Below are 23,918 nucleotides of genomic sequence, written 5' to 3' on the forward strand. Positions count from 1 at the left end.
CCCCCTACCTAAAAAAGGTAGGGGATTTAGCAGGCACTTGCTTGGTTAAAATAAAAGGTTAGGAAAATTCCTAACCTCATTTTAATGATTCATCACAGATTATTTAGAGTCATTGTTGACAAGAAGCATTTTTTTGTTTCCATGATAAAGCTCAACAATTGTCCAAGCTAATAAAGCTAAAACCAAAATAATTAAGAGAATTGCAATAACTTCTGCGAAACTTGACCAATTTTCTGGAAAGAATACTTTAATTTGACTGGGTAAACCAATCAAATTAAGATAGGTCAGTGCAACGACAGAGAGCCAGCCTAGTGACTGAACCACCCAATTATTTTTAAAACTTCCCATTTCGTTCTTACTATTTGTCAACATAAGGAGAGGAATAATCGAAAATGGAAGTGCAAAGGCGAGAAAGACCTGTGAATCATTCATCAGATTGTTAATCATCTCATGTTGAGCTTGCAAGCTATATCCTTTTGTCATTGACACACATATTAGTACAGGAATAACTGAGAGCAAGCGAGTAAGCAACCGTCTTGCCCAGATTGGCATTCTCATATGAATGAATCCTTCCATAATAACTTGGCCGGTCAATGTTCCTGTGATTGTCGAATTTTGTCCAGAAGCAAGTAGGGCAACAGCAAATAATGTAGATAAAGCACCTGTTTTAGCAACTTCTGCAAGTACTCCATTACTTAAAACAGTTGGGTTTGATAAAGCATCATACAAACCAAAGAACGAAGGGTCTTTAATCACCCCAGTCTTGAAAACTGCTACCCCCATGATAAGCAATAGAGAATTGACGACAAAAGCCAGAGTCAACTGAATATTAGAATCCCAAGTAGAAAAGCGCACAGCTCGCGCAATATCTGCTTTATCTTTATGATTAATCTTTCTTGATTGAGAAATTGAAGAATGAAGATACAGGTTATGTGGCATAACTGTAGCACCAATAATACCCAAGGCACCAGTCAAGGGCGTCATTCCTGCAATTTCTGGATGAGTTGAAAAAGTACGTTGGTTAGGAACAAATCCTTCAATAATTCCTTTCCAATCAGGATTAGACAAAGCCACTTGATAAACAAAGACAGCTAAGATAACTAAAATCAGGCAGACCACCAATGCTTCAATTTTTCTAAAACCTATCTTTGTCAATAAAAGGAGCAAAAAGACATCTAATACCGTGATAAAGACAGCTAATACTAGCGGAATGTTAAAAAGAAGATAGAGCGCAATCGCCGCTCCAATCACCTCTGCAATATCTGTTGCCATAATGGCAAGTTCAGTCAAAATCCATAAAATTACACCTAAAGCTTTACTTGTCCTTGCTCGAATTGCTTGCGCCAAGTCCATCTGACTGACAATCCCTAACTTAGCAGACATATACTGCAACAACATAGCAATAAGACTAGACATCAAAATAACAGAAATTAATAGATATTGGAAATTTTGTCCACCAGTGATTGATGTAGACCAATTTCCTGGGTCCATGTAACCAACGGCTACTAAGGCACCTGGTCCCGAATAAGCGAGTAGGGTCTTAAAAAATTTAGAATCCTTTGGCACTTCAATCGTGCCGTTAATTTCCGCTAACGATTTCCCATTCGTATGATGGATTAATTTCATACGTTGAGCGTTACGACTTTTCATATTTACCTTTTCTAAGTTGAAGTTTGTTCAACATCTATTTTCCAATTTTGTTTTTTCATTATACTGAGCTCAGTAAGTCTATCCTTAGCATCATTCATTTTCATCATCAAATCTTGTTGTAAAGCCATTTCTTTGCATCAGATAGATTTTATCTTGGAGAAAGTGAGGAATAATCGAACATTTCCCATTATCTTCTTTTATGATGACTGAACCATCTTGAAGTCTTTCAATGATTTTAATCAGGTGAGGCATTGACATTTCAAGTTTTCTAAAGAAATCTTCACAAGACTCAGCCATTGTCGTAATATAATATCTTTCACCAATTTTTGCCTGCTTTAAATTAATTTCTGATTGTTGCATTTCCCAAAATACTTCCGAAGGAATCTCCGAGCCATGAGGATCTGTTTTGGGATAACCCAAAAGCGCGTAAAGATATTCGACAAGTTTCGGTGAAGAAGCATGTTCCAGATTTTCTGCTTCATCATGTACCTCTTCTGAGAGATAGCCAAGCTTCTCTACTAAAAATGTTTCCCAAACTCTATGACTTTTTATTATAAAACGTGCCTGTACTCTTCCCATATGAGACAGACTTACACCTCTATAAGGGGTATAGATGACAAGTTCTTTTTTGGACAATCTTTTAATCATCTCGGTGGCGCTTGGAGAAGCTACATCTAACTTTTTAGCAATTAAATGAATGCTTACTGCTTCATTGTCATTTTTACTTTCCAAATTATAAATCGCTTTGAGATAATCTTGCTCATTTTTCGATAATTTTAACATATCGTCTTCTTTCAATTTTTACGATAGCAAAATTATAGCACTACCTTTTTATTTTGTCAATAAGTTTAGCACAGGCTATAAATTTGTTTTGTTATCTATCTCTATCCAGAATATGAAAAAACTGTGGTTAACCACAGTTTAATCTATTTTTGGTTTATAGAAATTACGATTATCAAGCGCCCAAACACGCTGACTAAATTGTCCTGGTTCTAGGTTAGCTGTCGCCGTTTCCATCATCATCATGCTTGCGTCCATCATATCAATCTGATGAATCATTTCGGCTTCCATGATTTGTGGACGAATCGGACTGCCGTATTCCAGTTCGCCGTGATGGCTAAGCAGGCAATGGCGAAGCAAAAGTAAATCTTCTTTTTCATCACCAATTCCTAGTTCAAGTGCTGCCTTACTTACTTCTTCATCAATCAAGACAATATGTCCAAGAAGATTTCCTCGAAGAGTGTAACTTGTATTTTCAAATCCTGTAAATTCAAGACATTTTGCCATGTCATGCAACAAAACACCCGCAAACATAAGCGATGAATTTAGTTGTGGATAAACTTCACAGATTTTTTCTGCCAATTGGAGCATTGTCGTCGTGTGATAGGCAAGGCCGCCTTCAAAGGCATGATGGTTTGTTTTTGCCGCTGGAAACTCATAAAATTCTTTATCAAATTTCTTTAGGATACTGCGAACAATTCGATTCCAAGTACCATTTTCAATCTTGAAAACAATGGATTGAACGTATTCACGCAAATCAGTTTCGTTGACTGGTGATTTTTCTCGGTAATCTTTGGGATTATTTGGCTCACTATCTGTGGCTAAGCGCAGCTGAATCTTGTTGACCTGTGGCATTCCATTGTAAAGCTCTTTGAGCGCCTTCATGTGAACAACTTTCCCTGCCCGGAACTGTTCTACTGCTTTGTTGTTGGCATCCCAGATATTACCAGAGATTGTTCCTGTGCGGTCTTGAAAACTGATAGCCAGATAATCTTTACCCGCCCTTGTTTGCCTGAGTTCGACCGATTTGATGAGGTAAAAACCTTCAAAAAATTCGCCTAATTCTAAGTTTTTGATGAGAACCATGATGTTTCCTCTCTTATATGAAAGTATACTATGCTGAATTAACTAATGAAGTCAAGACTTATTCAGTGGGAGTTTCGTAAAACATTTGTCCATTTTCTCTAGTCGCTATCTTCGCTGTCCGTTTGTAGAACGGCGTGCGAAGCACGTAGCACCGTAGCGAGCATCGACAGCGTAGCCGTAAAGTGGAGATAGCACGCACTTGCTTTGATAAAATATATCATTTTAAAGTTAGTCTAGTATATAGCTAAACTGTTGTAAAAAACGTCATTTTATATTCTGGGACGAAATACATTACGCTAATGCACGTGGCGTTTCCCAGCCATAGAATTAGCTATGCGGTTAGTCTTCCAAGTCTAGCAACTTACTGCTGACACTATCTGGAGCTGCGTCAATACTCTTCAATTTTCTTTGCATCACATTAGTACGAGTTGTAATAAGTTTTGTGATTTCAGATTCAGATTCTTGCAATTTCTTTTGTACTTTTTCAAGTTGACCACCAAATTTGTCAAATTCGGTACGAATACTTCCAAGAAGTTCATAGACTTCTGATGATTTTTGTTCAATTTGCAAAGTTTTAAATCCCATTTGCAAGCTATTTAGCACAGCTGTCATTGTTGTTGGACCTGTGATATTGACCTTATAGTCACGACTGATTTGTTCATAGAGTTCAGGATTATTGACGACTTCCATGAATAATCCTTCTGTTGGCAAGAACATCATTGCAAAATCTGTCGTTTTCGGCGGAACGATGTACTTTTCACTAATTGACTTAGCTTGCGATTTTACTGCATTAAATAAGGCTTTTCGTGTTTTTTCAATTTCTGCTGTATCGTTGGATTCCAGTGCCGTCTGCAGGCGTTGATAATCCTCCATTGGGAATTTCGAATCAATCGGTAAAAGTAACTCTGAATCAGCGATTTTCCCAGGCAAGACTAAAGCGTAATCTACTGCATTACTCCCCTGAATATTGACTTGTTCACGATATTGGCTCGCTGTAAACATCTGCTCCAAAATCCTTCCGAGCTGAATTTCGCCAACGATACCTCGCGTTTTGACCCCTGTCATAACTTTTTGTAAGCTATCCACATCACTGGCAAGACTCCGCATTTCTCCGAGTCCTTCCTCAACATTTTTTAAATGCAAGGTCACTTGCTCAAAACTTTGCGAAATTCTGCGATTGAGTGTTTCCTGAAGTTTTTCATCAACCGTTTCTTGAATTTGACTCAAGCGCTTATCATTAGACTCTTGTAAATCTTTGAATTTTTGATCAAAACGTTCTGTAATACTTTCTGTCAGCACTGACAAGGTACTCACTGTTCTATCAGTGGATTCTGTCAAGCTTGATGAAATTTTCTCCAATTTTTGCTCATTTGAACTTTGCAAATCTTTGAACTGATGGTCAAATTTTGTGTTAATATTTTCTGTCAGTACTGACAGATTACTATTCACGCTATTACTCACTGTCTGTAAGTTGGCTGATAATTCTTGACGGTTTTGTCCGAGCTGCTGATTGATATCCGAACGCATTTCTGAGAGATTTTGCTGAATATAATTGAGCTGACTACCTGTTTTGCTATTGTCTGTTTTTTTAAAGAAGTTAGCAACTGCAAGTAGAATCAGAACAATCAGTAAAATGATAATGATGATTTCCACATTTTCTCCTTAAATCTTTGTCATTAATCTTTCCTTTAATTTGGCAATATTTTTCTCAACATTACCATTAAAGACATAGGAGCCAGCAACAAATACGTTAGCACCAGCATTTTTAGCTTGTTCGATGGTATGATTATCAATCCCACCATCTACTTCAATTTCAAAGTTTAGTTTTTTTTCTTTACGGATCTGACTGAGTTCACGCACTTTATCCATCATTTCAGGGATAAATTTTTGTCCACCAAATCCTGGATTAACTGTCATAACCAATACCATGTCAACCATTGATAATACTGGTTTTATTACCTCCACTGATGTCCCGGGATTAATGACCACTGATGCTTGCATCCCTGCAGCTTTTATCTTTTGTAGTGCACCATGAATGTGATGAGTCGCTTCAACATGAATACTCATGCTATCCGCACCTGCTACTGCAAACTCCTCAACATATTTCTCAGGATTTTCGACCATCATGTGAACATCTAAAAATAAATCTGTTTGTGGGCGTAAAGCTGCTACAACTCCTGAACCAAATGTCAGATTGTCCACAAAATGTCCATCCATCACATCAATATGAACAACTTCCGCACCTGCTGCCTCGATACGTTGAACATCTCGAACAAAATATCCAAAATCTGCTGACAAAATTGATGGTGCAATTTTATTTTTAAAATTCATTTCTATCATTTTCCTTATTTTCTTCTAAGTTTTCTTTGAGCCATTTGTCATGCGCTGTTTCTTCTTGAATAATGCTAGAAACAGATCCTGACTCCCGAGGCTTTGTCACAGCGGTTAAAGAACGTACGCCAAACCAGATTGCAAAACAAATTCCAAGTAATGTCAAGACGAGCATCATCATGTATCCTGTCCCACTTCTCAAAAATAAAGTGGCAACAATCTGCGCGATAACAGCTATACCCAAGAAAAAAATAGCTATCTTTTTTGATTTTTCTTTCACTTTTTCTTCTTTCCAATCCCAAAAAATGCCCGATTAATCCAATAAACCGTAGCTATTGAGAATGCTAAAAGAACAACCATCACGATGACTCTAATCCCAATACTCATCTGATTTCTAAACAAAATGGCTAATACCCACACCAAAATTAAAAAAATGAGCACGCCTTGTCTAAACCAAATGTTATCTTTAAACTTGTTTTTTCCGTCTTTTTGCATAAATTTCCCTCGTTTTATTAATCTCGTTTAATAATTGCAAATAATTTTCATATCGACTTTTTAAAATCTTTTGATGTTCCAATGCTTCTTTTACGGCACACTCTGGCTCATGTGTATGTGTGCATTCTCGAAATTTACAACTGTGACTTATTCTCAAAATCTCTGGAAACGCAGCATTCAAATCTGGTTGGTTATCCACCTCGTAATCAAGACTTGAAAACCCTGGTGTATCAGCAATCAATCCATTTGCAACTTCAAAAAATTCAACATGGCGTGTTGTATGTCGTCCACGTCCGAGTTTCTCTGAGGTTTCACCTGTTGCAAGCTCCATTTCTGGTGCGATTTTATTAAGTAAAGTTGTCTTGCCAGCACCCGTCTGTCCCATAAAAACAGTCACTTTGTCATGAAGAACTTTAACCAACTTCTCTGCCTCAAAGAATATCTCATAACCAATACTCTCATAATTTATCCTAAATTTTTCATATTCCGATTGCTCTGCGATTAAATCTAGCTTTGAAATGTAAACAAGAGGGTGTATATTTTTGTGTTCCAAAAAAACTAAAAAACGGTCCAACAGGTTCAGACTAAAGTCAGGATTGACCGTCGACATAATAACTACTGCTTGGTCAATATTTGCAATTGACGGACGGACTAGACTATTTTTTCGTTCATGTATATCAAGGATATAACCTTCTGAATTTTCCTCAGCAGAAAAATCCACAAAATCTCCAACAATAGGCTTCATCCCTTTTTTGCGAAAGTTTCCCCGTGCACGTGTTTGATAAACTTTATCTCCCACCGCAACATCGTAAAAACCTGCTAAAGATTTGACAATACGTCCATTTTTTATCATATTCTCATTATAACAAAAAAAGGCTTAACTGTAAGCCTTTTATTATTTTTTAGTCTGTAATACCATTTTATCAAAACAAGTGCGTGCTATCTCCACCTTACGGCTACGCTGTCCGTTTGCTTAACTGCTAAAGCAGCAAGAGCAAAAGGCAAAGCACCTAGTCGGAATAGCAATCTTTGAATTTCGTCCGACTGCCATAGGGCGTTGGCGCTTTTAGCGCCTAGACTTCTTGGAAAAGACCACTTCGCCTTACGACTTTAGTCGATTGCGATTTGAACTTCCGACTTTAGTCGGTTAGTGAAATCGACAACGTAGCAAAGCGTAGATAGAGCGAATGGATAACGAAGTGAAGCGGAGGTGTGACCTCATATCGAAGATGTGAGGTTGTACCTTAAATTCAGTGGTGAGTTGCCCTTTTATCAGTCGCATTGCCTTTTGCTCTTGCTGCTTTAGCAGCTAAGCAAACGGACAGCGTAGCGCAGCGAAGATAGCAACTAGAGAAAATGGACAAATGTTTTACGAAACTCCCACTGAATAAGTCTTGACTTCATTTCTAGAGATGAATTGGTGAACTTTTTGATTCTTACCAAAATCAGCTTAAGACTGTGATTTGAAGATTTTGACGTCCCCATGCAATAGCTTGAGCATTTGTTGGGAAATGAACATCAATAATATTTCCTATGATCGCACCACCTGTATCACCTGCAATTGCAACTCCATATCCGGGAACCTCTACCATTGATCCCAACGGAATAACACTTGGGTCAACGGCGATACACATTGGATTCTTACTCAAATCAATCCCATTGCTGTAATACCATTTAGAGCATAAGCTGTCGCTTGAACATTTATTGTGCGACCTGAGCTTGTCGGTGGAATAACCGGTTTTGGAGGGGTTGGGTTTGAATCTGAATTTGATGTGTTACTTGTTGAGCTAGAAGATGTACTCGTTTGCGCTTGCTGTGCTTCCGCTATAGATTTTGCCAAGGCTTCATCGTGAGCTTTTTGTTCAGCTGCTGCTTTCGCTTGCATTGTACTCAATAATTTTTGATTTGATGCAATTTTATCTTTTAATGTCAAGATATCGCCTTGCAAATCGGTCACTTGTTCTTGATAATTTTTCTGATCTTGAACTAATTTTACTTGAGTGGCTTCCAAACTTGCTTTCATACTTCTTAGAGTATTCTCTTTTTCAACCAAGGCTTTTGCTTGGTTGGATTCTGCTGTCATCACGGCATTCAAGCTTGTTAGACGCATAACCATATCTGAGAGATTTTTCGATGATGCAATCACATCAATCACTGACATCGTCATCCCACCATTAGATTGCATCGCACGCATTTGATGAGCAATCACTTCTTTTAGGTTTGCTACATCATCTTGTGTTTGGGCAATTCCAGATTGCAAATCGTCAATCTTACCTTGAGTTTGCTGAACTTTTTGTTGTGATGACTGAGCTTTACTGTAAAGGTCATTTACTTGTGTAAGCTCTGCATTTAGCTGAGTTTGGAATGTTTGAATTTGCTGATTCACTTCATTTTGGGTGCTGTCAGCTCCCACAGGAAGCCCTGATGAGACCAACAGTAACACGCCTGCAAATACTCCAACTTGCTTTACTTTTTTAGAAATTAGCTTCTTCATACTTCATCTATTCTAACACATCACCGTCCATTTTTTGTTTCATAATCGTTACAAATGTTAATTAAACAAATCAAAAGATACAGAAACACACTTTCTAGGAAGCGTTCCCTCTTTTTGTAAGCAAATTTTCATTAATATTTTTGTTTAAATTTAGAAAATAATCACTGACAGAGTTTGGTCAGTGATTATTTTTTTCTGTCAGTGATTTTATTCTTTTTTGCAAATTTTTATCATATTGTCTGGTTAGCGGGAAGAGTAAAAGTAGACTTCCACAGATAATTCCTCCACTACCACTGATTAACAATACTTTTTCAACACCGATTCCCTCTGATAGTGGTCCTGCAAATATTAGACCTACTGGTCCCGCAAGGCTTGTCAGCGCATTTATCATCCCCATCACTCGTCCCAAATACTCCGCCTCAAAGCTTTGTTGTATCATTGCCATCTGGAGAGAACTAAAAAACGGGGTTGCAATCCCGGCAATAGCATTAAAGACTACAAAAATATAAAAACCTGTCCGATTAGCTGGTAAAAACCCTCCAAGTCCTATCACCACTCCGATAAGTATTAGGGAGATAATCATTGGCAATATTCTGTTTTTGTTTTTTCCGAATATTCCTATAAACAAGCCTCCTAGAAGCATGAAACTTGAATAAACTACTTCAATCACACCAGCATCTCCAATCGTTCCACCAAAATATTGTATTGTGATTAGAGGATACATACTCATTCCTGGCATAAAAAGCAGCATGAATAAAGCAGCTATTAAGGTTATCCACCACATTCCGCGATTTGAATGAAGCTGTGTAAATCCTTCTTTAGTATCTTTCCACAGACTAACTTTCTCTCCTGTTGAAGAAACGGTAGGCAACTTCACTAATAACAACAGACCTGCACCGATAACAAAACCAATAACATCAGTTAATATCAGCCACTGCATTGAAACAATGGAGTACAGAAATGCTCCCAGTGCTGGTGATACAATGAAAATGAGTGATTGCATCATACCAAATTGGCCACTCACACGAGTCAACTCATCTGTGGGAACCATTGTCGGCATTACTGATTGCACTGTTGGCATCTGAAAAGTCTGTGCTAATGCCCGCATAGTAATCACAATGAAAACGAGAACAATCGGAAATTCTCCACGGACCAGCGCTACTGCAGAAAGTATGATAGCAAGAAAAGCAACAACAGCATCTGAGCTAATCAGCACTGTTTTTTTGCTCCATTTATCAATTAATGGTCCAACAAAAGGACTGAAGATAACCATTGGTACCATACCAGCAATTGTCGCAAAACTTAAAATCGAAGCTGAACCTGTCTGCTCTGCAAGATACCAAATAATCGCATACTGCACAACCATCGATGTGATGCCAGAGAGCAATTGACCTGATAGGAATAAATAAAAGTTCCGTCGCCAATGCGGTGGAGCTTGAGTATTTATCATAACGTCTATAAATCTCCTGTAAAATTTATCAGAAAACTTTCCTTTCTTTGATTCGGATTTTATCAAAACAAGTGCGTGCTATCTCCACCTTACGGCTACGCTGTCGATGCTTGCTACGGTGCTACGTGCTTCGCACGCCGTTCTACGAACGGTCTCCGCAACTTCGTTGCTCCGCTGTCCGTTTGCTTAACTGCTAAAGCAGCAAGAGCAAAAGGCAAAGCACCTAGTCGCAATCGCAATACTCCGACCTCTTAGGTCAGAGATAAAGCAGCACTAAGCCTTGAATTTCGTCCGACTAAATTCAGTGGTGAGTTGAAACTCCCACTGAATAAGTCTTGACTTCATTATTATATTCTCAATATGGGACAGAGATTGCTCTCCCAATAAATCGAACACTTTTCATAATTGTAATAACTGATATCGTTTTCATTATATCAAATTTGCTGACAGACTCAAAATTCGCTCCAGCATTGTTTTGAGAATAGAAAAAGTTACTGACAGAATCTTGTCAGTAACTTTTGATTTTAACGAATCTCAACATTTAGTTTTTCAACTAAATTTTTTGTGATTTTATTGACTGCTGCCGCAATTTCTTCATCTGTCATGCTGCTATCAGCTGGCTGGAAAATCAAGCTATATGCCATTGATTTCTTGCCCAGTGGTAATTTTTCACCTTGATAGATGTCAAATAATTCAGCCCCACAAGTGTTTTAACACGGCTGTCAGTAATGACAGAAATGATATCAGCATGAGTTTTCTCTACATCAATCAACAGCGCAATATCGCGTTTTACAGCCTGTACTTTTGGAATATCAGTAAAGATTGTTTGCGCTGGTAACTCTTCAAGCATGACTTGCAAGTCAAGACCAGCGACATAAGTTTCAGCAATATCATATTTTTTAGCAATTGCTGGATGAATTTCACCAACGAAGCCAATCACACTTTCACCGATTTTGACGAGAGCAGTACGTCCTGAATGCATTGCGGAATTTTCAGAAAATGGGACAAAAGATACGTTTTGATAACTTTCAAGCAAATTTTCAACAATGCCTTTGACATAGTAAAAGTCTACAGGAACAGCGCCTTCATCGTAAGTTTTATCTACTACATTTCCAGAAATGGCGAACGCCAAATTAGGTACTTCAGTTGGACGACCATCCTCAGCTGTACTTGGCAAGAAAATATTTCCAATCTCATAAATCGCAACATCTGCATTTTTACGATTTTGATTGTAGTTAATAATGTCAAGCAAACCAGGAATCATGTTGACACGGAGGGTCATACGGTCTTCAGTCATTGGCATCATTAGATTTGTTGTATCAATTTTGCCCACAAATTCTGTAGCTTTTTCAGGAGTTACAAGTGAATAACCAATCACTTCGTCAAGTCCTGCCGCTTCAACAATTGTGCGAACCTTGCGGCGGAATTTTTGCATGTCGGTCAATTCGCCTGCATTTTGCGACACTGGCAAAGTGCTTGGTAACTTGTCATAGCCATAAATCCGCGCCACTTCTTCGACCAAATCAGCTTCAATACTGATGTCCCAGCGCCGTGATGGAATTTCGCAAGTGAATGTTTCATTGTCAACTTTGACATTGAAGCCAAGTTGCAAGAAAATTTTCAGCACTTCGTCTTGAGTCAATTTTGTGCCAAGTGCTGCATTCACACGGCTCAACGTAATTGACACTTCTTGGACAGCAGGCTGATAGTCGTTGCTTTCAACCACACCAGACAAGACTTGACCTCCTGCTAACTCAACAATCATTGAGGCTGCAAAATCAAGCGCAGTGCGCACTGTACCTTCGTTAATGCCTTTTTCAAACCTAGAACTTGCCTCAGAACGAAGCGCAAATTTTTGTGAAGTTTTACGGATTGATGTCCCATCAAAAAGTGCAGCTTCCAATGCAACGGTCGTCGTGTTATCAGTGATTTCAGAATTCACGCCACCCATAACACCGCCCAGGGCGACAGGGACACCGTTGCTCGTTATGACAATGTCACTTTCAGCGAGTTCGCGCTCTTCGTGGTCAATCGTCAAAATCTTCTCACCTGCTTTTGCATCACGAACGACAATTTCATCGCTCCCGAATTTGTCAAAATCAAAGCTATGCAAAGGTTGTCCGAAGAGCATGAGGACATAGTTGGTCACATCAACGACGTTATTAATCGGCTTCACACCTGCATTCATCAGACGATTTTGCAGCCATTGCGGACTTTTGCCAATTTTGACATTTTCGATGACACGAATCTTGTAAGTCGGCACCTTGTCTGTGTCAACTTTGACAGAAACTCTGTCAGCTGCGAGTAGCGACGGATTTTCTGTCAGCGCACGTTCTTCAAGTTTGACAGGTAAGCCGTAAATCGCGCCCACTTCCCAAGCTGCACCGTGCATAGACAGCGCGTCCGCGCGGTTCGGCGTGATGGACAGCTCGATAATCTCATCATCCATATCCAGATATGGGAAAATGCTGTCGCCGGGCTTAGCATCCGCTGGCATTTCAAAAATCCCATCTTCGTGCTTCATTGGGTTAATTTTTTCATCAATACCGATTTCATCAAGCGCACAAAGCATTCCTTGCGACTCAACTCCACGAATTTTGCCTTTTTTAATCTTGATATTATCAACAATTCGCGCGCCAACCAAGGCTGTAATGGTCTTCATGCCAACACGCACATTTGGCGCACCGCAGACAATTTGCAGCGGCTCATTGCCACCGACATTGACCTGCGTGATATGCAGATGCGTTTCAGGAATGTCTTCGCTCGACAAAATTTCACCGACCACAAGCTTTGATAGCCCTCAGCTGGCGTCGTCACGCCCTCCACTTCAATGCCCGATGTGGACATTTTTTCTTCCAATTCTGCGGCTGTTGCCGTGAGGTCTGGCACCAGTTGTTTTAACCATTTGTAACTAACTTGCATTTTTTATTTTTCCTTTTCAATCATAAAAAGATAATGAGGCATCACAATATCACGGTAACGCTTAGTAAATCTACTTTTGACAATCATATTATTTCGAATGGCTACATTCATTGAGGCTAGATTTGTATCTCTGACTATTGAAGTTACATTTCCCGCTTTCAATTTTTCAAAAGCATACTTTTTAACTGCTTGCGCAGCCTCTACTGCAAAACCATGGTGCCAAAATTCTTTAATTAAATGATAACCAATTTCTTTATAGCTTTTTCCTTCAACAATTTGGTCAGTTATCCCACATTCTCCAATGACTTGCCCTGTCTCTTTTAACTCAACAGCCCATAAACCATAGCCATTTTCTTTATAAGACTGCTGATTCCAATTTAGCCAATTCAGAACTTCTTCATCGGAAAATGCGTGTTCATAAGCATACATGACTTCCGAATCTTGCAGAAATTTATTTAAATTGGGAACGTCGTCATTTTCCCATTCCCGCAAAATCAAACGCTCAGTTTCAATCATTTTCTTCATTTTTATTTAAACTGCTCCAATTCTGTGGTAGTCGCCGTCAGATCTGGTACCAGTTGTTTTAACCTTTTGTATGATACTTGCATTTTTTATTTTTCCTTTTTCCTTTATTAAAAGATTATATTTCTTTATTTTTGACAAAGTCTATAAACTTTTTGACATTCCAAATTCTTTCCCTATAATCAACAGGATAGAATTTTATATATTCTTGCGGTACGACAAGGGTCACATTTTCTTCAGCCATTTCATCAAGTTGTTGAGGAGAAATCCCTTGTTGCAAAGTTAATAAATGCTTATTGGGAATTCTCTCCGCTTCATTCAAAATCTGACGCCATCTATCTTTACAAGTTGTCTTTGCTCCTAAAAAAGTAAGTTTCCCCACTTGAAATTGAGAATTATGATAAGCCTTTCCATCTGGAAAAATGAAATCAGGTTTACGATTGCCTTCAGTTTTAACTTGTTCTTCAAATTTAAGATGATTTCCACTAAATATAGCAGCCGTGTGGTTTTCCAAAGATTTGCCAGCCCTACTTTTTCTTCGGTTTAGGACTGAGTTAGCAACATTAACAAAACTCTCCACAGTATCAAAGCCTGTCAGAATACTTTTATAACGTTGAACTTCAATCATTCTAAATAATTTATATTCTTCTCCATACCAAGTTAATAATTGCTTATCTGGATTAGAAATTACCTGATTTTGGAAATCTGGTAATTTTTCTAAAATCCTTCTCGTGGAACTTGATATTTCCTTAGAAGATGGAAAATCAACAATAAGTTTATTTATATACTCAATAAATAGAGTTTCAAGATAATTAGGTTCACCAATATAGTTATTTTTTTCCTCAATCAGTTTACCAGTTTCTGTCACACTTATATTAAACCTGTTCAGAAAACTATCAATTTCCTCCTCAGTTGATAAGATATAAGCCTCATAATCTTCTGAAGATAATTTAACTAAAATGAACAAATCCCCGTGTGTTCAGGTTGCAAGAAAGGAAAACCACGACCAAATTTTGTTATTCTATATTCATCTCGTGTGCCTACACCATAATAAATAAAACGGCTATCAGTAGTAAGGTTATCCTGCCATTTTATCTTGACAAACTTGTCTTTATTTTCTCCTTTTTGTCCTGGAGTTTCAAATAAAATCGAATTTGCAGGCTTAGGTATGAATATTCCAGCTTGATGAGCACCCGTCAATCCTGTGTCGTTAGCTGTTAAAAATCTACAAAATGATTTATTGTTTTCTACAACTGCTGAGATGGCTTTTTCTAGGATTTCATTTGTCATTTGTGTGGAACTCCTTTTATTGATATTTTTAGAAGATAATGATATAATTGTGTCAGAAAGCGGACAAGTTGTCCGACTATGTACACAGGAAACAATGATTATGGAACAAATATTAACATTTACTGATTATGATGTCCTCATCAGAAGCAAACGTGAGCGGTTAAACATGACCCAAAAAGAACTAGCTGACGCTGTCGGTTTTGGAAAATTTGGTGACCGCACTATCCGCCGCTGGGAAAAGCGTGAAAGCAAACCTTCTTCACTTGAACTTAACGCTATTTTACATTTTCCAGAAACAGCACCGTTTTCTAATATCGAAAATGCTCCTTATAAGATGATTGACCTTTTCGCTGGTATCGGCGGAACACGTCTCGGTTTTCATCAAACGAGGAAAGTGAAATCTGTTTTCACGAGTGAAATTGATAAGTTTGCTTGCAAGACTTATAAAGCGAACTTTGGAGATGTTCCAGAAGGCGATATCACAAAAATTGAAGCTAAAGATATTACAGATTTTGATATTTTAGTTGGAGGTTTTCCTTGCCAAGCCTTTAGCCAAGCTGGGAAAAAATTAGGCTTTGAGGATACTCGCGGAACTTTGTTTTTTGAAATTGCACGTATTTTGAAAGAAAAACGTCCTAAAGCTTTCTTACTTGAAAATGTTAAAAATTTGAAATCTCACGATAAGGGACGAACTTTTCAAGTTATTGAAAACACACTCAAAGAATTAGATTACGAAGTCCAGCATATTCTTTTTAAGGCTAAAGATTTCGGGGTTCCTCAAAATCGGGAACGTATCTACATTGTCGGTTTTGATAAAAAGCAAGTTTCAAATTATAAAGATTTTCAATTTCCTTTTAACTTTCATACTAATACTCTCGTAGGAGATATTCTTGATGATTATGTTGACCCCAAATATACTATTTCAGATAAACTTTGGGAGGGACATCAACGTAGAAAAGCAGAACATAAAGAAAAGGGGAACGGTTTTGGATATTCGCTTTTTAATGCCGAAAGTCAGTACACAAATACCATTTCAGCACGTTACTACAAAGACGGTAGTGAAATTCTGATTGAGCAAAAAGGTCAAAATCCAAGAAAATTGACACCACGTGAGGCTGCACGTTTGCAAGGCTTTCCAGAGAATTACATCATTCCAGTAAGTGATACGCAAGCTTATAAAGAATTTGGTAATTCTGTTGCTGTACCCGTTATTCATGCGATTGCTGAAGAAATGTTGAAAGTTTTAGAGAACTCCTGATTTGGGAGTTTTTTTATTCTTGCTCTTCAACCAAAACTGTAGCAAAATTTTTTATCATTTTCACAAATCTATCATAGTTGCTTTGTCCACCTTTCTGTCTGTTCTTTTTCAGAAGATAGTCTTTAGGTTCAAGAAAATCTTTATGATGTAAAGAATGGCTAATATATTCTCTTTTTGCTTCATCACTTTCGTGAGCAATAAAGTTTCTTAAGTATTTACAATCTTGAAAAAAGCTCCATTCTGAATCTTGTTGTATTAACTCAAAACAATTATCTTTTTCAAATATTTGTTCCACAATTATTTTCATTCTAGAATTTATTTCAAAATAGCTTACGTTAGTCATTTTTTTTAAATGGTCATAATCACTAAACTGCATTTTTAATTTCTCGTGTTTTCCAAGTTTGCTTGAGTTTCCAATCGCGTACTCTGGAATCATCTTCGTATATAGGTTCTCAAACTTAACAAAAATTTTAAAGAATGCTAATTCAATAATTTCTGGATTATTTTGAATTAAATTTTTCCACTTCTCTATTTCCTGAAACAAATCGTATCTTTCATCTTGTTCATCAACCATTAGACAAACTATCCATTTCATAAATTAATATTTCTAGGCGTTTCTCTCTAGTAGCTGCTTGTCTAGTTCCGTTACTATGTAGTTTTTCAAACTCTCGGATTATTGTCTGTTTGCTTTCATCATCTACACTTATTTGAGCCTCAATTTCATTTATACCTGACTTCAGTCCCAACTCACTAGTAACTATCCTAGATTGTTTATTATAGTTTTCTAAGCCAAACAACCCTAATGTCAGATAACAAAATAAAGTATAGAAATAATTTTTGTTTCTGAATTTTCTTACATTGATTGTATTATCGGAGAGTAGCATTTCAATTTTATTAAACACTGTATTAAAACGACTTAATATCTCTTCATAATTTGAAAACGCACTATCATATGTTTTATAAAGTTTATCTAAATTACTTGGATTGTCAGTTCTTATTCCTTCCAATAATGCGCCAACTAACATCGAAATGTACTCAGCATCTACCATTCTTAAAAGTTCGTTATCAGAAAATATATGATTTTCAATAAAAAACTTTCTTCGCTCACTCGCAATAGAATAGACCATCACTTTCAAAAATCCTCGATAATTAGCATTACGCAATTCTTGCTTTGTAAGCACGTAACTATTGGTGTTCATACGTGTAAACATATCATAAATTAAATCATCATCTTTCGTTGTTATTAACTCAACTGGTACTTGATAATTCAAAAATTCTTCCCTAACTTGTTCTGGTAATTCGGAAAACTTAAGTTCTGAAAATTCTTGATTGTGAATTTTCATTACACCAAATTCATCGTTCGCAAATTTTATGATAGCTCTTAAACGCTGTTGTCCATCAATCACTTCTCTAAATGTTTTTCTAAGCGACATATCTACTGTTTGACGAATAAATACTAACGGAATAGGTAAATCCCTCAGAATAGTATCAATTAAATATGACTCAGCTTTACTATTCCAAACAGAATTTCTTTGGTATTTGGGAGACATTTCTAACTGACCTTTATCATACCATTCCAAAAAGTCATTGATGTTATATATTTTAGTTTGTTTCAAATTTGCCATAATCAACCTCTATATTTTTTAATAAATCTGCTAAGGTTCTATTTCCCAAACTGCTCCAAAAACCGCAAATCCCCTTGATAAAATCCACGAATATCATTAATCCCGTATCTCAGCATGGCAATCCGCTCTTGCCCTAGCCCAAAGGCGAAGCCACTGTAAATTTTGCTGTCGAGTCCCGACATTTCCAGCACATTAGGGTGAACCATACCAGCGCCAAGAATTTCAATCCAGCCAGTGTGTTTGCAGACGTTGCAACCTTTGCCACCGCACTTGAAACAAGAAATATCGACCTCAACCGATGGTTCAGTGAATGGGAAATAGCTTGGGCGCCAGCGAAGCTCACGATCTTGACCAAACATTTTTTTCATGACAAGGTCAAGTGTGCCTTTAAGATCTGCCATGGTGATATTCTTGTCCACAACAAGCCCCTCAATTTGATGAAATTGGTGGCTGTGTGTTGCGTCATCAGTGTCTCTGCGATAAACGCGCCCCGGCGCAATCATGCGCAAACCTCCTTTGCTAAAGTCATGCGCATCCATTGTCCGTGCCTGCATAGGCGAAGTGTGCGTGCGCAATAGCGTTTCGCTCGTGATGTAAAAAGTATCTTGCATATCACGCGCAGGGTGATCTTTGGGCAAATTCATACGCTCGAAATTATAATGATCCGTTTCAACTTCGTAGCCGTCCACAATTTCATAACCCATGCCTAGAAAAATTTCTTCAATTTCCTCTTGGGTTTGCGTAAGAATGTGACGTGCACCTCTTTTTTGTTTACGCCCTGGTAAAGTCACATCGAGTGTTTCAGCTCCCAATGCTGCATTCATCGCAGCTTGCTCAATTTCAGCTTTCTTTGCCTCAAATTTTGTGCCAAATTCATCACGAAAAGCATTAGCCAAGCTACCTATCACAGGGCGCTCGTCATTGGTCAAATCTTTCATCCCTTTGAGGATTTCAGTCAATTCACCTTTTTTACCCAGCATAATCGTCCTCAGATTGACGAGTGTTTTTTCGTCAGTTACTGACAGAAGTTCTGTCAGCGTGCGCGTGCGCAAATCTTCAATTTTTTCTTTTAAATCCATGTTTAATATACAAAATATAGCTATTACTTCTCTGCAAATAACTATCAAGTTATTGAGAAGAACAGATTCATTTTGTTATCCTTTCTATAATAAATGACGTCAAGACTTATTTAGTGGGAGTTGAAACTCCCACTGAATTTAGTCGGACTAAATTCAAAGTTAGTGCTACTTCATCCCTACCTAAGAGGTAGGCGACTAGCCACTTCAGTATCATAGCGAGCATTGACAGCGGAGCCGCAGGGCGGAGATAGCACGCACTTACTTCGATAAAAAAATACCACGATTTTATTCTCCAAAGGAGCGAAAACCGCGGTACCATCCTATTTTATCACTTAATTAACTTATTTAATTTGTCCGTTTAGTAAGCAAATGTTCAAGACCATTTCTCGCTTAAAAACAAAACTTTACGCAAGGTGAACTTCAGCTGTCGTTTTGTACTACGGCTCTCAGTCGGTGACCATAATTCCCTCAAACTCTACCTACAACTTACTCTTCTTACGTGATTATTTTTATTTTATCACTTTACACCAATTTGTCAAATCTTTTTAAGAAACTGATGCAATTTTTATGATTATTAAAAGCTGTCAGTACTGACAGCCTTATTTTTCAATGCTTAGATGGCTTAAACACCCCATACAGACTCTAAAACATTAGTTTGTTCACGTCCTGGTCCAACAGAAAATGTCGAAATGCGCACGCCAACTAGCTCGCCAACACGGCGCACGTAGTTTCTGGCTGCTTCTGGAAGTTCTTCGAGTGTTCTTGCAGAGGTAATGTCCTCAGACCAGCCTGGCAATTCTTCATAAATTGGTTTGCAATCTGCGAGTTCTTTGAGAGATGCTGGATAGTGCGTAATGCGTTCGCCATTGCTTCGCTCGTAAGCGACACAGATTTTCACTGTATCAAGTCCTGACAAGACATCAATAGAATTCAAGCTAAGATTTGTCAGTCCTGACACACGCTTGGCATGGCGCATAACCACTGAGTCAAACCAGCCCACACGGCGAGGACGACCAGTTGTCGTGCCATACTCATGACCGACTTCACGAATTTGATGACCGACTTCATCAAAAAGCTCAGTAGGAAATGGACCGTCGCCAACACGCGAAGTATAAGCTTTACAAACGCCAACGACTTTATTAATCTTGCTTGGACCAACGCCTGAGCCAATCGTCACACCACCTGCAACAGGATTTGACGAGGTTACAAATGGGTAAGTCCCTTGGTCAATATCAAGCATGACACCTTGCGCACCTTCAAAAAGCACACGTTTTCCTGCGTCTAACGCATCATTCAAAATCACTGATGTATCGGTCACATATTTTTTGAGTTGTTGACCGTATTCGTAGTATTCTTCAAAAATATCATCAAATTCAAGGGCTTCTGAATCGTACATTTTAACAAATTCACGATTTTTAGCTTCGAGATTGGTGCGCAAGCGTTCTTCAAAGATTTCCTTATCAAGCAAGTCCGCAATCCGAATCCCGACACGTGCTGCTTTGTCCATGTAAGCTGGGCCAATTCCTTTGATGGTTGTACCGATTTTTTTGTCACCTTTGGCTTCTTCTTGAAGAAAATCAAGCTTTTTGTGATAAGGCAAAATCACGTGCGCTCGGTCTGAAATTCGCAAGCTATCCGCTGAAACACCATTTTCAGCGAGATAAGCAATTTCCTCAACGAGCGATTTGGGATTGACAACAACACCGTTACCAATCACCGAGATTTTTTCTGGGAAAAAGATTCCTGACGGAATCAGATGTAGTTTGAACTTCTTACCGTCAATAACAATGGTATGACCTGCATTGTCTCCCCTTGATACCTGGCGATGACTTCGGCATTTGAACTCAAAAAATCGGTAATTTTACCTTTCCCCTCGTCTCCCCACTGCGTTCCGACAACTACTACTGATGGCATAATATTTCTCTTTTCTTTAAAATATTTTGCACGCTCCACCGCCTTTGCTCCACAAGTCTGCTTTGCGAGGTAGATATGGCTGGCATTTTCAAGATGAAAGCTCCTGTCGCACTTACTTTTATTTTATCAAATTTTGATACCGATTTTAGCAAAAAGTGAAAAGAAAATACGTAATTCTGGTTAAATGTTTGGAAATAGCTAATTTTTGTAACCTGTAAAATTCCAATTCACAATTTGACCTGATTTCTGGTCATACCGAATATCAATTTCAACATTATTTTTGGAAGTAGCCGGCGTTCTCCAAACTGCATTAAGAACCTTTTGCCCTTCATCATCAACCATACTATAAATCTGAGTTGGTGCTGGAAGTACAGCTGCTAAAGTCGAGTACAATGTTCCTCCAGTATAGGTCATTTTCCCGTTTACTCCCTGTTGTGTGCCCATTGCCCAGTGAATTGAATAAAAAAGATGATTGGTCCAACCTGGAATCTCTGAAAGATGATTTGCTGCAAACTCATATTTATCTCTGCTTGATGCAGTAGGAGAACCATATAGTCCATACGAGCTACTACTACTTTTTGAAAAATCATTGATTCCAGCATTGTTAGGATTTTTTAGAGCCCCAACAATTACAATCACAAAAAAGACAAGTAAGGCAATCGAGAATAAAATAATATTTATCGTCCAAAATTTTGTCTTAAATTTATATACTTTCTCTTCTTGAGTGGTCTCGTAGGTTTTCTCATCAATTTTAATCTGCTTTATTTTATTCGCTTCTTCGAGCGCTGAATCAATATATTGAGTATGACAAAACACACTCAACACCGTTTTCTATCTCAATGAACTCATTACCACCGCACTGCTCACAGATTCGTTTTTCCATTTCTTCTCCCAGACTGACTTGTTGCTCGTGTAAGACAAGTGCCTGTACTTTCAATTTTATTACATTATATTATTTTTACAAATTGCTTGCAATATTTCTTATCGAAATTTTGCAATTTTCAAAGTTTAGATTCCGTACTTTTTGTTATAATTAAACCATGGATAAAATCATTAAATCAATCTCAAAAAATGGACATTTTCGCGCTTTTGTTTTGGATTCTACTGACACGGTGCGCGAGGCGCAAGTGCGTCACAACACGATGCCTTCGTCAACTGTGGCGCTGGGACGGACGCTGATTGCGGCGCAAATCTTGGGCGCAAATGAAAAAGGCGACGCAAAAATCACGGTCAAGGTGCTGGGTGACGGTGCGATGGGCGCAATTATCGCTAACGCAGACAGTAAGGGGCAGGTCAAGGGCTACGTACAAAATAAAGATTTAGATTACAAAAAAGCTTCCACAGGTGAGGTACTGGTCGCGCCTTTTGTGGGAAATGGATTTTTTGTCGTGATTAAGGACATGGGACTGAAACAGCCTTATAGCGGGCAAGTTGACCTCATCACTGGCGAAATCGGCGAGGACTTGGCTTGGTATTTCCTTTCTTCTGAGCAAACGCCATCGTCTGTCGGCTTGAATGTTTTACTTGACGAAAATGCTGACACAGTCAAGATTGCAGGTGGTTTCATGTTGCAAGCATTGCCAGACGCAAAGGACGAGGAAATCAGCGAAATGGAGCATAATATCAAGGCGATGCCGTCCATTTCAAGCTTACTGACAGGCGCTGAGCCACTGACCGCCATGTTGTCAGCGATTTATGGCGATATGCCTTTTAGCATTCTTGACGAATCCCCCTCAAATTTGACTGCGATTGCAACAAAGACCGCTTCCGTCAAGGTATCAAATCGCTAGGGGCCAAAGCTATCACCGAGATGATTGAAGAAGACCACGGCGCTGAGGTCATTTGTCAATTTTGCGAGAGAAAGTATGAATTTGACGAAAAAGAACTGAATGCCCTCCTACTGCCAGACGCACAGACAGATTGAAAGCTCTGTCAGCATACTGACAAAAAATGACAGTCAGCAAATTTTCAGTAAAAAGCTGAGTAAAGTCACTATTCAAACGAAAGGGACAGCCAACCAATGACCGTAAAACTTTTTATCGCAGCCACACTTGACGGCTATATCGCAACGCTGGACGATAGTCTCCAGTGGCTATTTGACGTTGAGGGCGAGGGAGATAACGGCTACGGTGCTTTTTATGAAACGATTGACACCCTTGTGATGGGCAAGAAAACCTATGACTGGCTCCTGCGTGAGCAGCCGAACGACTGGGCTTACACTGGCAAAAAATGCTTCGTGCTGACCCATCAGCAACTTCCAGATACTGACAGTGTCAAATTTACTGACGAAAAAATTCTGTCAGAACTGACAGAAAGTACCGAGCAAATCTGGGTCATTGGCGGTGGCGAAATCATCAAACTTTTCCTCGAAAATCATCTCGTTGACGAGCTTCAGGTGACAATTGCACCAGTGCTTTTGGGCACAGGCAAGCCTCTATTTCCATCAGGAAATTACACAGAGCAACTTCAACTTGTCAGCAGCAAAACTTACGGTCAATTCGTTGAACTCCATTATCTCGTCAAAAATAATCACTGACAGAAATCTGTCAGTGATTTTCAATCCTCAAAAGCTTGTGAAATACACTGAAAATGGTAGTCGAATGACGGAAATCAGAAGCTAGACAAAAAGATAAAATGGAAGCTGCACAATGTGCAGAACCACATTTTTCTATTTTGTATCGCTTCTTGGCGATTTCCGTCATATCCTGATATAAAAATCATCTAATAATCAAAAATCGCTATAAAGAGGGCATCAAACCCATAAACTAGAGCGAGCAAATCAAAAATTCACAAAATTATTCACGAAACTACGGTGCGTTTAGAACAAAAGAAAGCTCGGCTGAATGGTCGAGTTTTTGGCATGAAAAGTGGCAACAAAAATGCCCCAAATAATGGTATAATGGAGTTAACAGTTAGTTCTGAATAACAATATTATCAGAACTTTTTTTCAAAAATATGATTGCAAAAATTTAGTTGAGCTTTAGTCAAAATATTCGAGCCGAATTCTGAGAAAGAGAATATC

At 38.4% G+C, this 23,918-nt stretch carries 18 protein-coding genes and 4 pseudogenes; 3 read left to right on the forward strand and 19 right to left on the reverse strand.

Features of this window, described 5'->3' with window-relative positions:
• Window positions 1-99: 99 nt before the first annotated feature.
• From FLP15_RS00250 to FLP15_RS12880, 14 genes and pseudogenes are all read right to left on the reverse strand, one after another.
• Window positions 100-1,650 (reverse strand): Nramp family divalent metal transporter, encoded by a 1,551-nt coding sequence (locus FLP15_RS00250; RefSeq protein ID WP_142765551.1) that lies wholly within the window; start codon window positions 1,648-1,650, stop codon window positions 100-102.
• A gap of 90 nt (window positions 1,651-1,740) precedes the next feature.
• The gene (locus FLP15_RS00255; RefSeq protein ID WP_142765552.1) at window positions 1,741-2,433 is read right to left on the reverse strand and encodes a metal-dependent transcriptional regulator; all 693 of its coding nucleotides are present in this window, start codon (window positions 2,431-2,433) and stop codon (window positions 1,741-1,743) included.
• A 138-nt stretch (window positions 2,434-2,571) separates the two neighbouring features.
• Entirely contained in the window at window positions 2,572-3,516 is a 945-nt protein-coding gene (locus FLP15_RS00260; protein WP_142765553.1) for a 3'-5' exoribonuclease YhaM family protein, read from the reverse strand.
• A gap of 339 nt (window positions 3,517-3,855) precedes the next feature.
• Complete coding sequence (locus FLP15_RS00265) at window positions 3,856-5,169, reverse strand: DNA recombination protein RmuC (RefSeq protein ID WP_142765554.1); 1,314 nt, start codon at window positions 5,167-5,169, stop codon at window positions 3,856-3,858.
• Between the two features lie 9 nt (window positions 5,170-5,178).
• A complete protein-coding gene (gene rpe / locus FLP15_RS00270) occupies window positions 5,179-5,847 on the reverse strand; it encodes a ribulose-phosphate 3-epimerase (RefSeq protein ID WP_142765555.1) in 669 nt (222 codons plus the stop codon).
• Window positions 5,837-6,127 (reverse strand): hypothetical protein, encoded by a 291-nt coding sequence (locus FLP15_RS00275; RefSeq protein WP_142765556.1) that lies wholly within the window; start codon window positions 6,125-6,127, stop codon window positions 5,837-5,839. Before FLP15_RS00275 ends, rpe begins: the two co-directional genes overlap by 11 nt.
• Window positions 6,124-6,342, reverse strand: coding sequence for a hypothetical protein (locus tag FLP15_RS00280; protein WP_142765557.1), 219 nt, complete (start codon window positions 6,340-6,342; stop codon window positions 6,124-6,126). Before FLP15_RS00280 ends, FLP15_RS00275 begins: the two co-directional genes overlap by 4 nt.
• Window positions 6,314-7,195 carry a ribosome small subunit-dependent GTPase A gene (gene rsgA / locus FLP15_RS00285; protein ID WP_142765558.1) on the reverse strand — a complete coding sequence of 294 codons (882 nt, stop codon included), beginning with the start codon at window positions 7,193-7,195 and terminating at the stop codon, window positions 6,314-6,316. Before rsgA ends, FLP15_RS00280 begins: the two co-directional genes overlap by 29 nt.
• A gap of 592 nt (window positions 7,196-7,787) precedes the next feature.
• A pseudogene (locus FLP15_RS00290) lies at window positions 7,788-8,836 on the reverse strand (3D domain-containing protein).
• Window positions 8,837-9,014: 178 nt separating this feature from the next.
• On the reverse strand, window positions 9,015-10,283 hold the full coding sequence (locus FLP15_RS00295) for an MFS transporter (protein WP_190288365.1): 1,269 nt from the start codon (window positions 10,281-10,283) through the stop codon (window positions 9,015-9,017).
• A gap of 527 nt (window positions 10,284-10,810) precedes the next feature.
• Window positions 10,811-13,208: pseudogene (pheT, locus tag FLP15_RS00300) on the reverse strand (phenylalanine--tRNA ligase subunit beta).
• A 3-nt stretch (window positions 13,209-13,211) separates the two neighbouring features.
• Window positions 13,212-13,739, reverse strand: a complete 528-nt coding sequence (locus FLP15_RS00305) for a GNAT family N-acetyltransferase (protein ID WP_190288366.1) — start codon at window positions 13,737-13,739, stop codon at window positions 13,212-13,214.
• Window positions 13,740-13,848: 109 nt separating this feature from the next.
• Window positions 13,849-14,697, reverse strand: coding sequence for a type II restriction endonuclease (locus FLP15_RS00310; RefSeq protein ID WP_223804664.1), 849 nt, complete (start codon window positions 14,695-14,697; stop codon window positions 13,849-13,851).
• A complete protein-coding gene (locus FLP15_RS12880) occupies window positions 14,685-15,020 on the reverse strand; it encodes an EcoRII N-terminal effector-binding domain-containing protein (protein WP_223804665.1) in 336 nt (111 codons plus the stop codon). Before FLP15_RS12880 ends, FLP15_RS00310 begins: the two co-directional genes overlap by 13 nt.
• A gap of 100 nt (window positions 15,021-15,120) precedes the next feature.
• Here FLP15_RS12880 and FLP15_RS00315 point away from each other — a divergent pair, with 100 nt between their 5' ends.
• Window positions 15,121-16,278, forward strand: a complete 1,158-nt coding sequence (locus FLP15_RS00315) for a DNA cytosine methyltransferase (protein WP_223804666.1) — start codon at window positions 15,121-15,123, stop codon at window positions 16,276-16,278.
• 13 nt (window positions 16,279-16,291) lie between these two features.
• On the opposite strand, the gene FLP15_RS00320 is transcribed toward FLP15_RS00315, so the two are convergent.
• The 5 genes and pseudogenes from FLP15_RS00320 to FLP15_RS00340 form a co-directional block, all read right to left on the reverse strand.
• Window positions 16,292-16,852: a hypothetical protein gene (locus tag FLP15_RS00320; protein WP_142765561.1), complete on the reverse strand. Its 561-nt coding sequence runs from the start codon at window positions 16,850-16,852 to the stop codon at window positions 16,292-16,294.
• Window positions 16,845-17,903: a DUF262 domain-containing protein gene (locus tag FLP15_RS00325; RefSeq protein WP_142765562.1), complete on the reverse strand. Its 1,059-nt coding sequence runs from the start codon at window positions 17,901-17,903 to the stop codon at window positions 16,845-16,847. The genes FLP15_RS00320 and FLP15_RS00325 overlap by 8 nt, the downstream gene beginning before the upstream one ends.
• 38 nt (window positions 17,904-17,941) lie before the next feature.
• Window positions 17,942-18,982, reverse strand: a complete 1,041-nt coding sequence (gene pheS / locus FLP15_RS00330; RefSeq protein WP_142765563.1) for a phenylalanine--tRNA ligase subunit alpha — start codon at window positions 18,980-18,982, stop codon at window positions 17,942-17,944.
• A 622-nt stretch (window positions 18,983-19,604) separates the two neighbouring features.
• A pseudogene (locus tag FLP15_RS00335) lies at window positions 19,605-20,896 on the reverse strand (adenylosuccinate synthase).
• Between the two features lie 198 nt (window positions 20,897-21,094).
• Entirely contained in the window at window positions 21,095-21,718 is a 624-nt protein-coding gene (locus FLP15_RS00340; protein WP_223804667.1) for a hypothetical protein, read from the reverse strand.
• 218 nt (window positions 21,719-21,936) lie between these two features.
• Here FLP15_RS00340 and hslO point away from each other — a divergent pair.
• Window positions 21,937-22,820, forward strand: a pseudogene (hslO, locus tag FLP15_RS00345) (Hsp33 family molecular chaperone HslO).
• A gap of 96 nt (window positions 22,821-22,916) precedes the next feature.
• Window positions 22,917-23,432 carry a dihydrofolate reductase family protein gene (locus tag FLP15_RS00350; RefSeq protein WP_142765565.1) on the forward strand — a complete coding sequence of 172 codons (516 nt, stop codon included), beginning with the start codon at window positions 22,917-22,919 and terminating at the stop codon, window positions 23,430-23,432.
• Window positions 23,433-23,918: the final 486 nt, after the last annotated feature.

This window comes from Lactococcus protaetiae (genome assembly GCF_006965445.1).
Classification (GTDB): Bacteria; Bacillota; Bacilli; order Lactobacillales; family Streptococcaceae; genus Lactococcus; species Lactococcus protaetiae.

Coding starts and splice junctions, on each gene's coding strand:
- FLP15_RS12880 (WP_223804665.1), bottom strand. CDS start 15,020: ATGACAAATGAAATCCTAGAAAAAGCCATCTCAGCAGTTGTAGAAAAC.
- FLP15_RS00280 (WP_142765557.1), bottom strand. CDS start 6,342: ATGCAAAAAGACGGAAAAAACAAGTTTAAAGATAACATTTGGTTTAGA.
- rpe (WP_142765555.1), bottom strand. CDS start 5,847: ATGAATTTTAAAAATAAAATTGCACCATCAATTTTGTCAGCAGATTTT.
- pheS (WP_142765563.1), bottom strand. CDS start 18,982: ATGGATTTAAAAGAAAAAATTGAAGATTTGCGCACGCGCACGCTGACA.
- FLP15_RS00325 (WP_142765562.1), bottom strand. CDS start 17,903: ATGGCAAATTTGAAACAAACTAAAATATATAACATCAATGACTTTTTG.
- FLP15_RS00255 (WP_142765552.1), bottom strand. CDS start 2,433: ATGTTAAAATTATCGAAAAATGAGCAAGATTATCTCAAAGCGATTTAT.
- FLP15_RS00315 (WP_223804666.1), top strand. CDS start 15,121: ATGGAACAAATATTAACATTTACTGATTATGATGTCCTCATCAGAAGC.
- FLP15_RS00250 (WP_142765551.1), bottom strand. CDS start 1,650: ATGAAAAGTCGTAACGCTCAACGTATGAAATTAATCCATCATACGAAT.
- FLP15_RS00320 (WP_142765561.1), bottom strand. CDS start 16,852: ATGGTTGATGAACAAGATGAAAGATACGATTTGTTTCAGGAAATAGAG.
- FLP15_RS00350 (WP_142765565.1), top strand. CDS start 22,917: ATGACCGTAAAACTTTTTATCGCAGCCACACTTGACGGCTATATCGCA.
- rsgA (WP_142765558.1), bottom strand. CDS start 7,195: ATGATAAAAAATGGACGTATTGTCAAATCTTTAGCAGGTTTTTACGAT.
- FLP15_RS00260 (WP_142765553.1), bottom strand. CDS start 3,516: ATGGTTCTCATCAAAAACTTAGAATTAGGCGAATTTTTTGAAGGTTTT.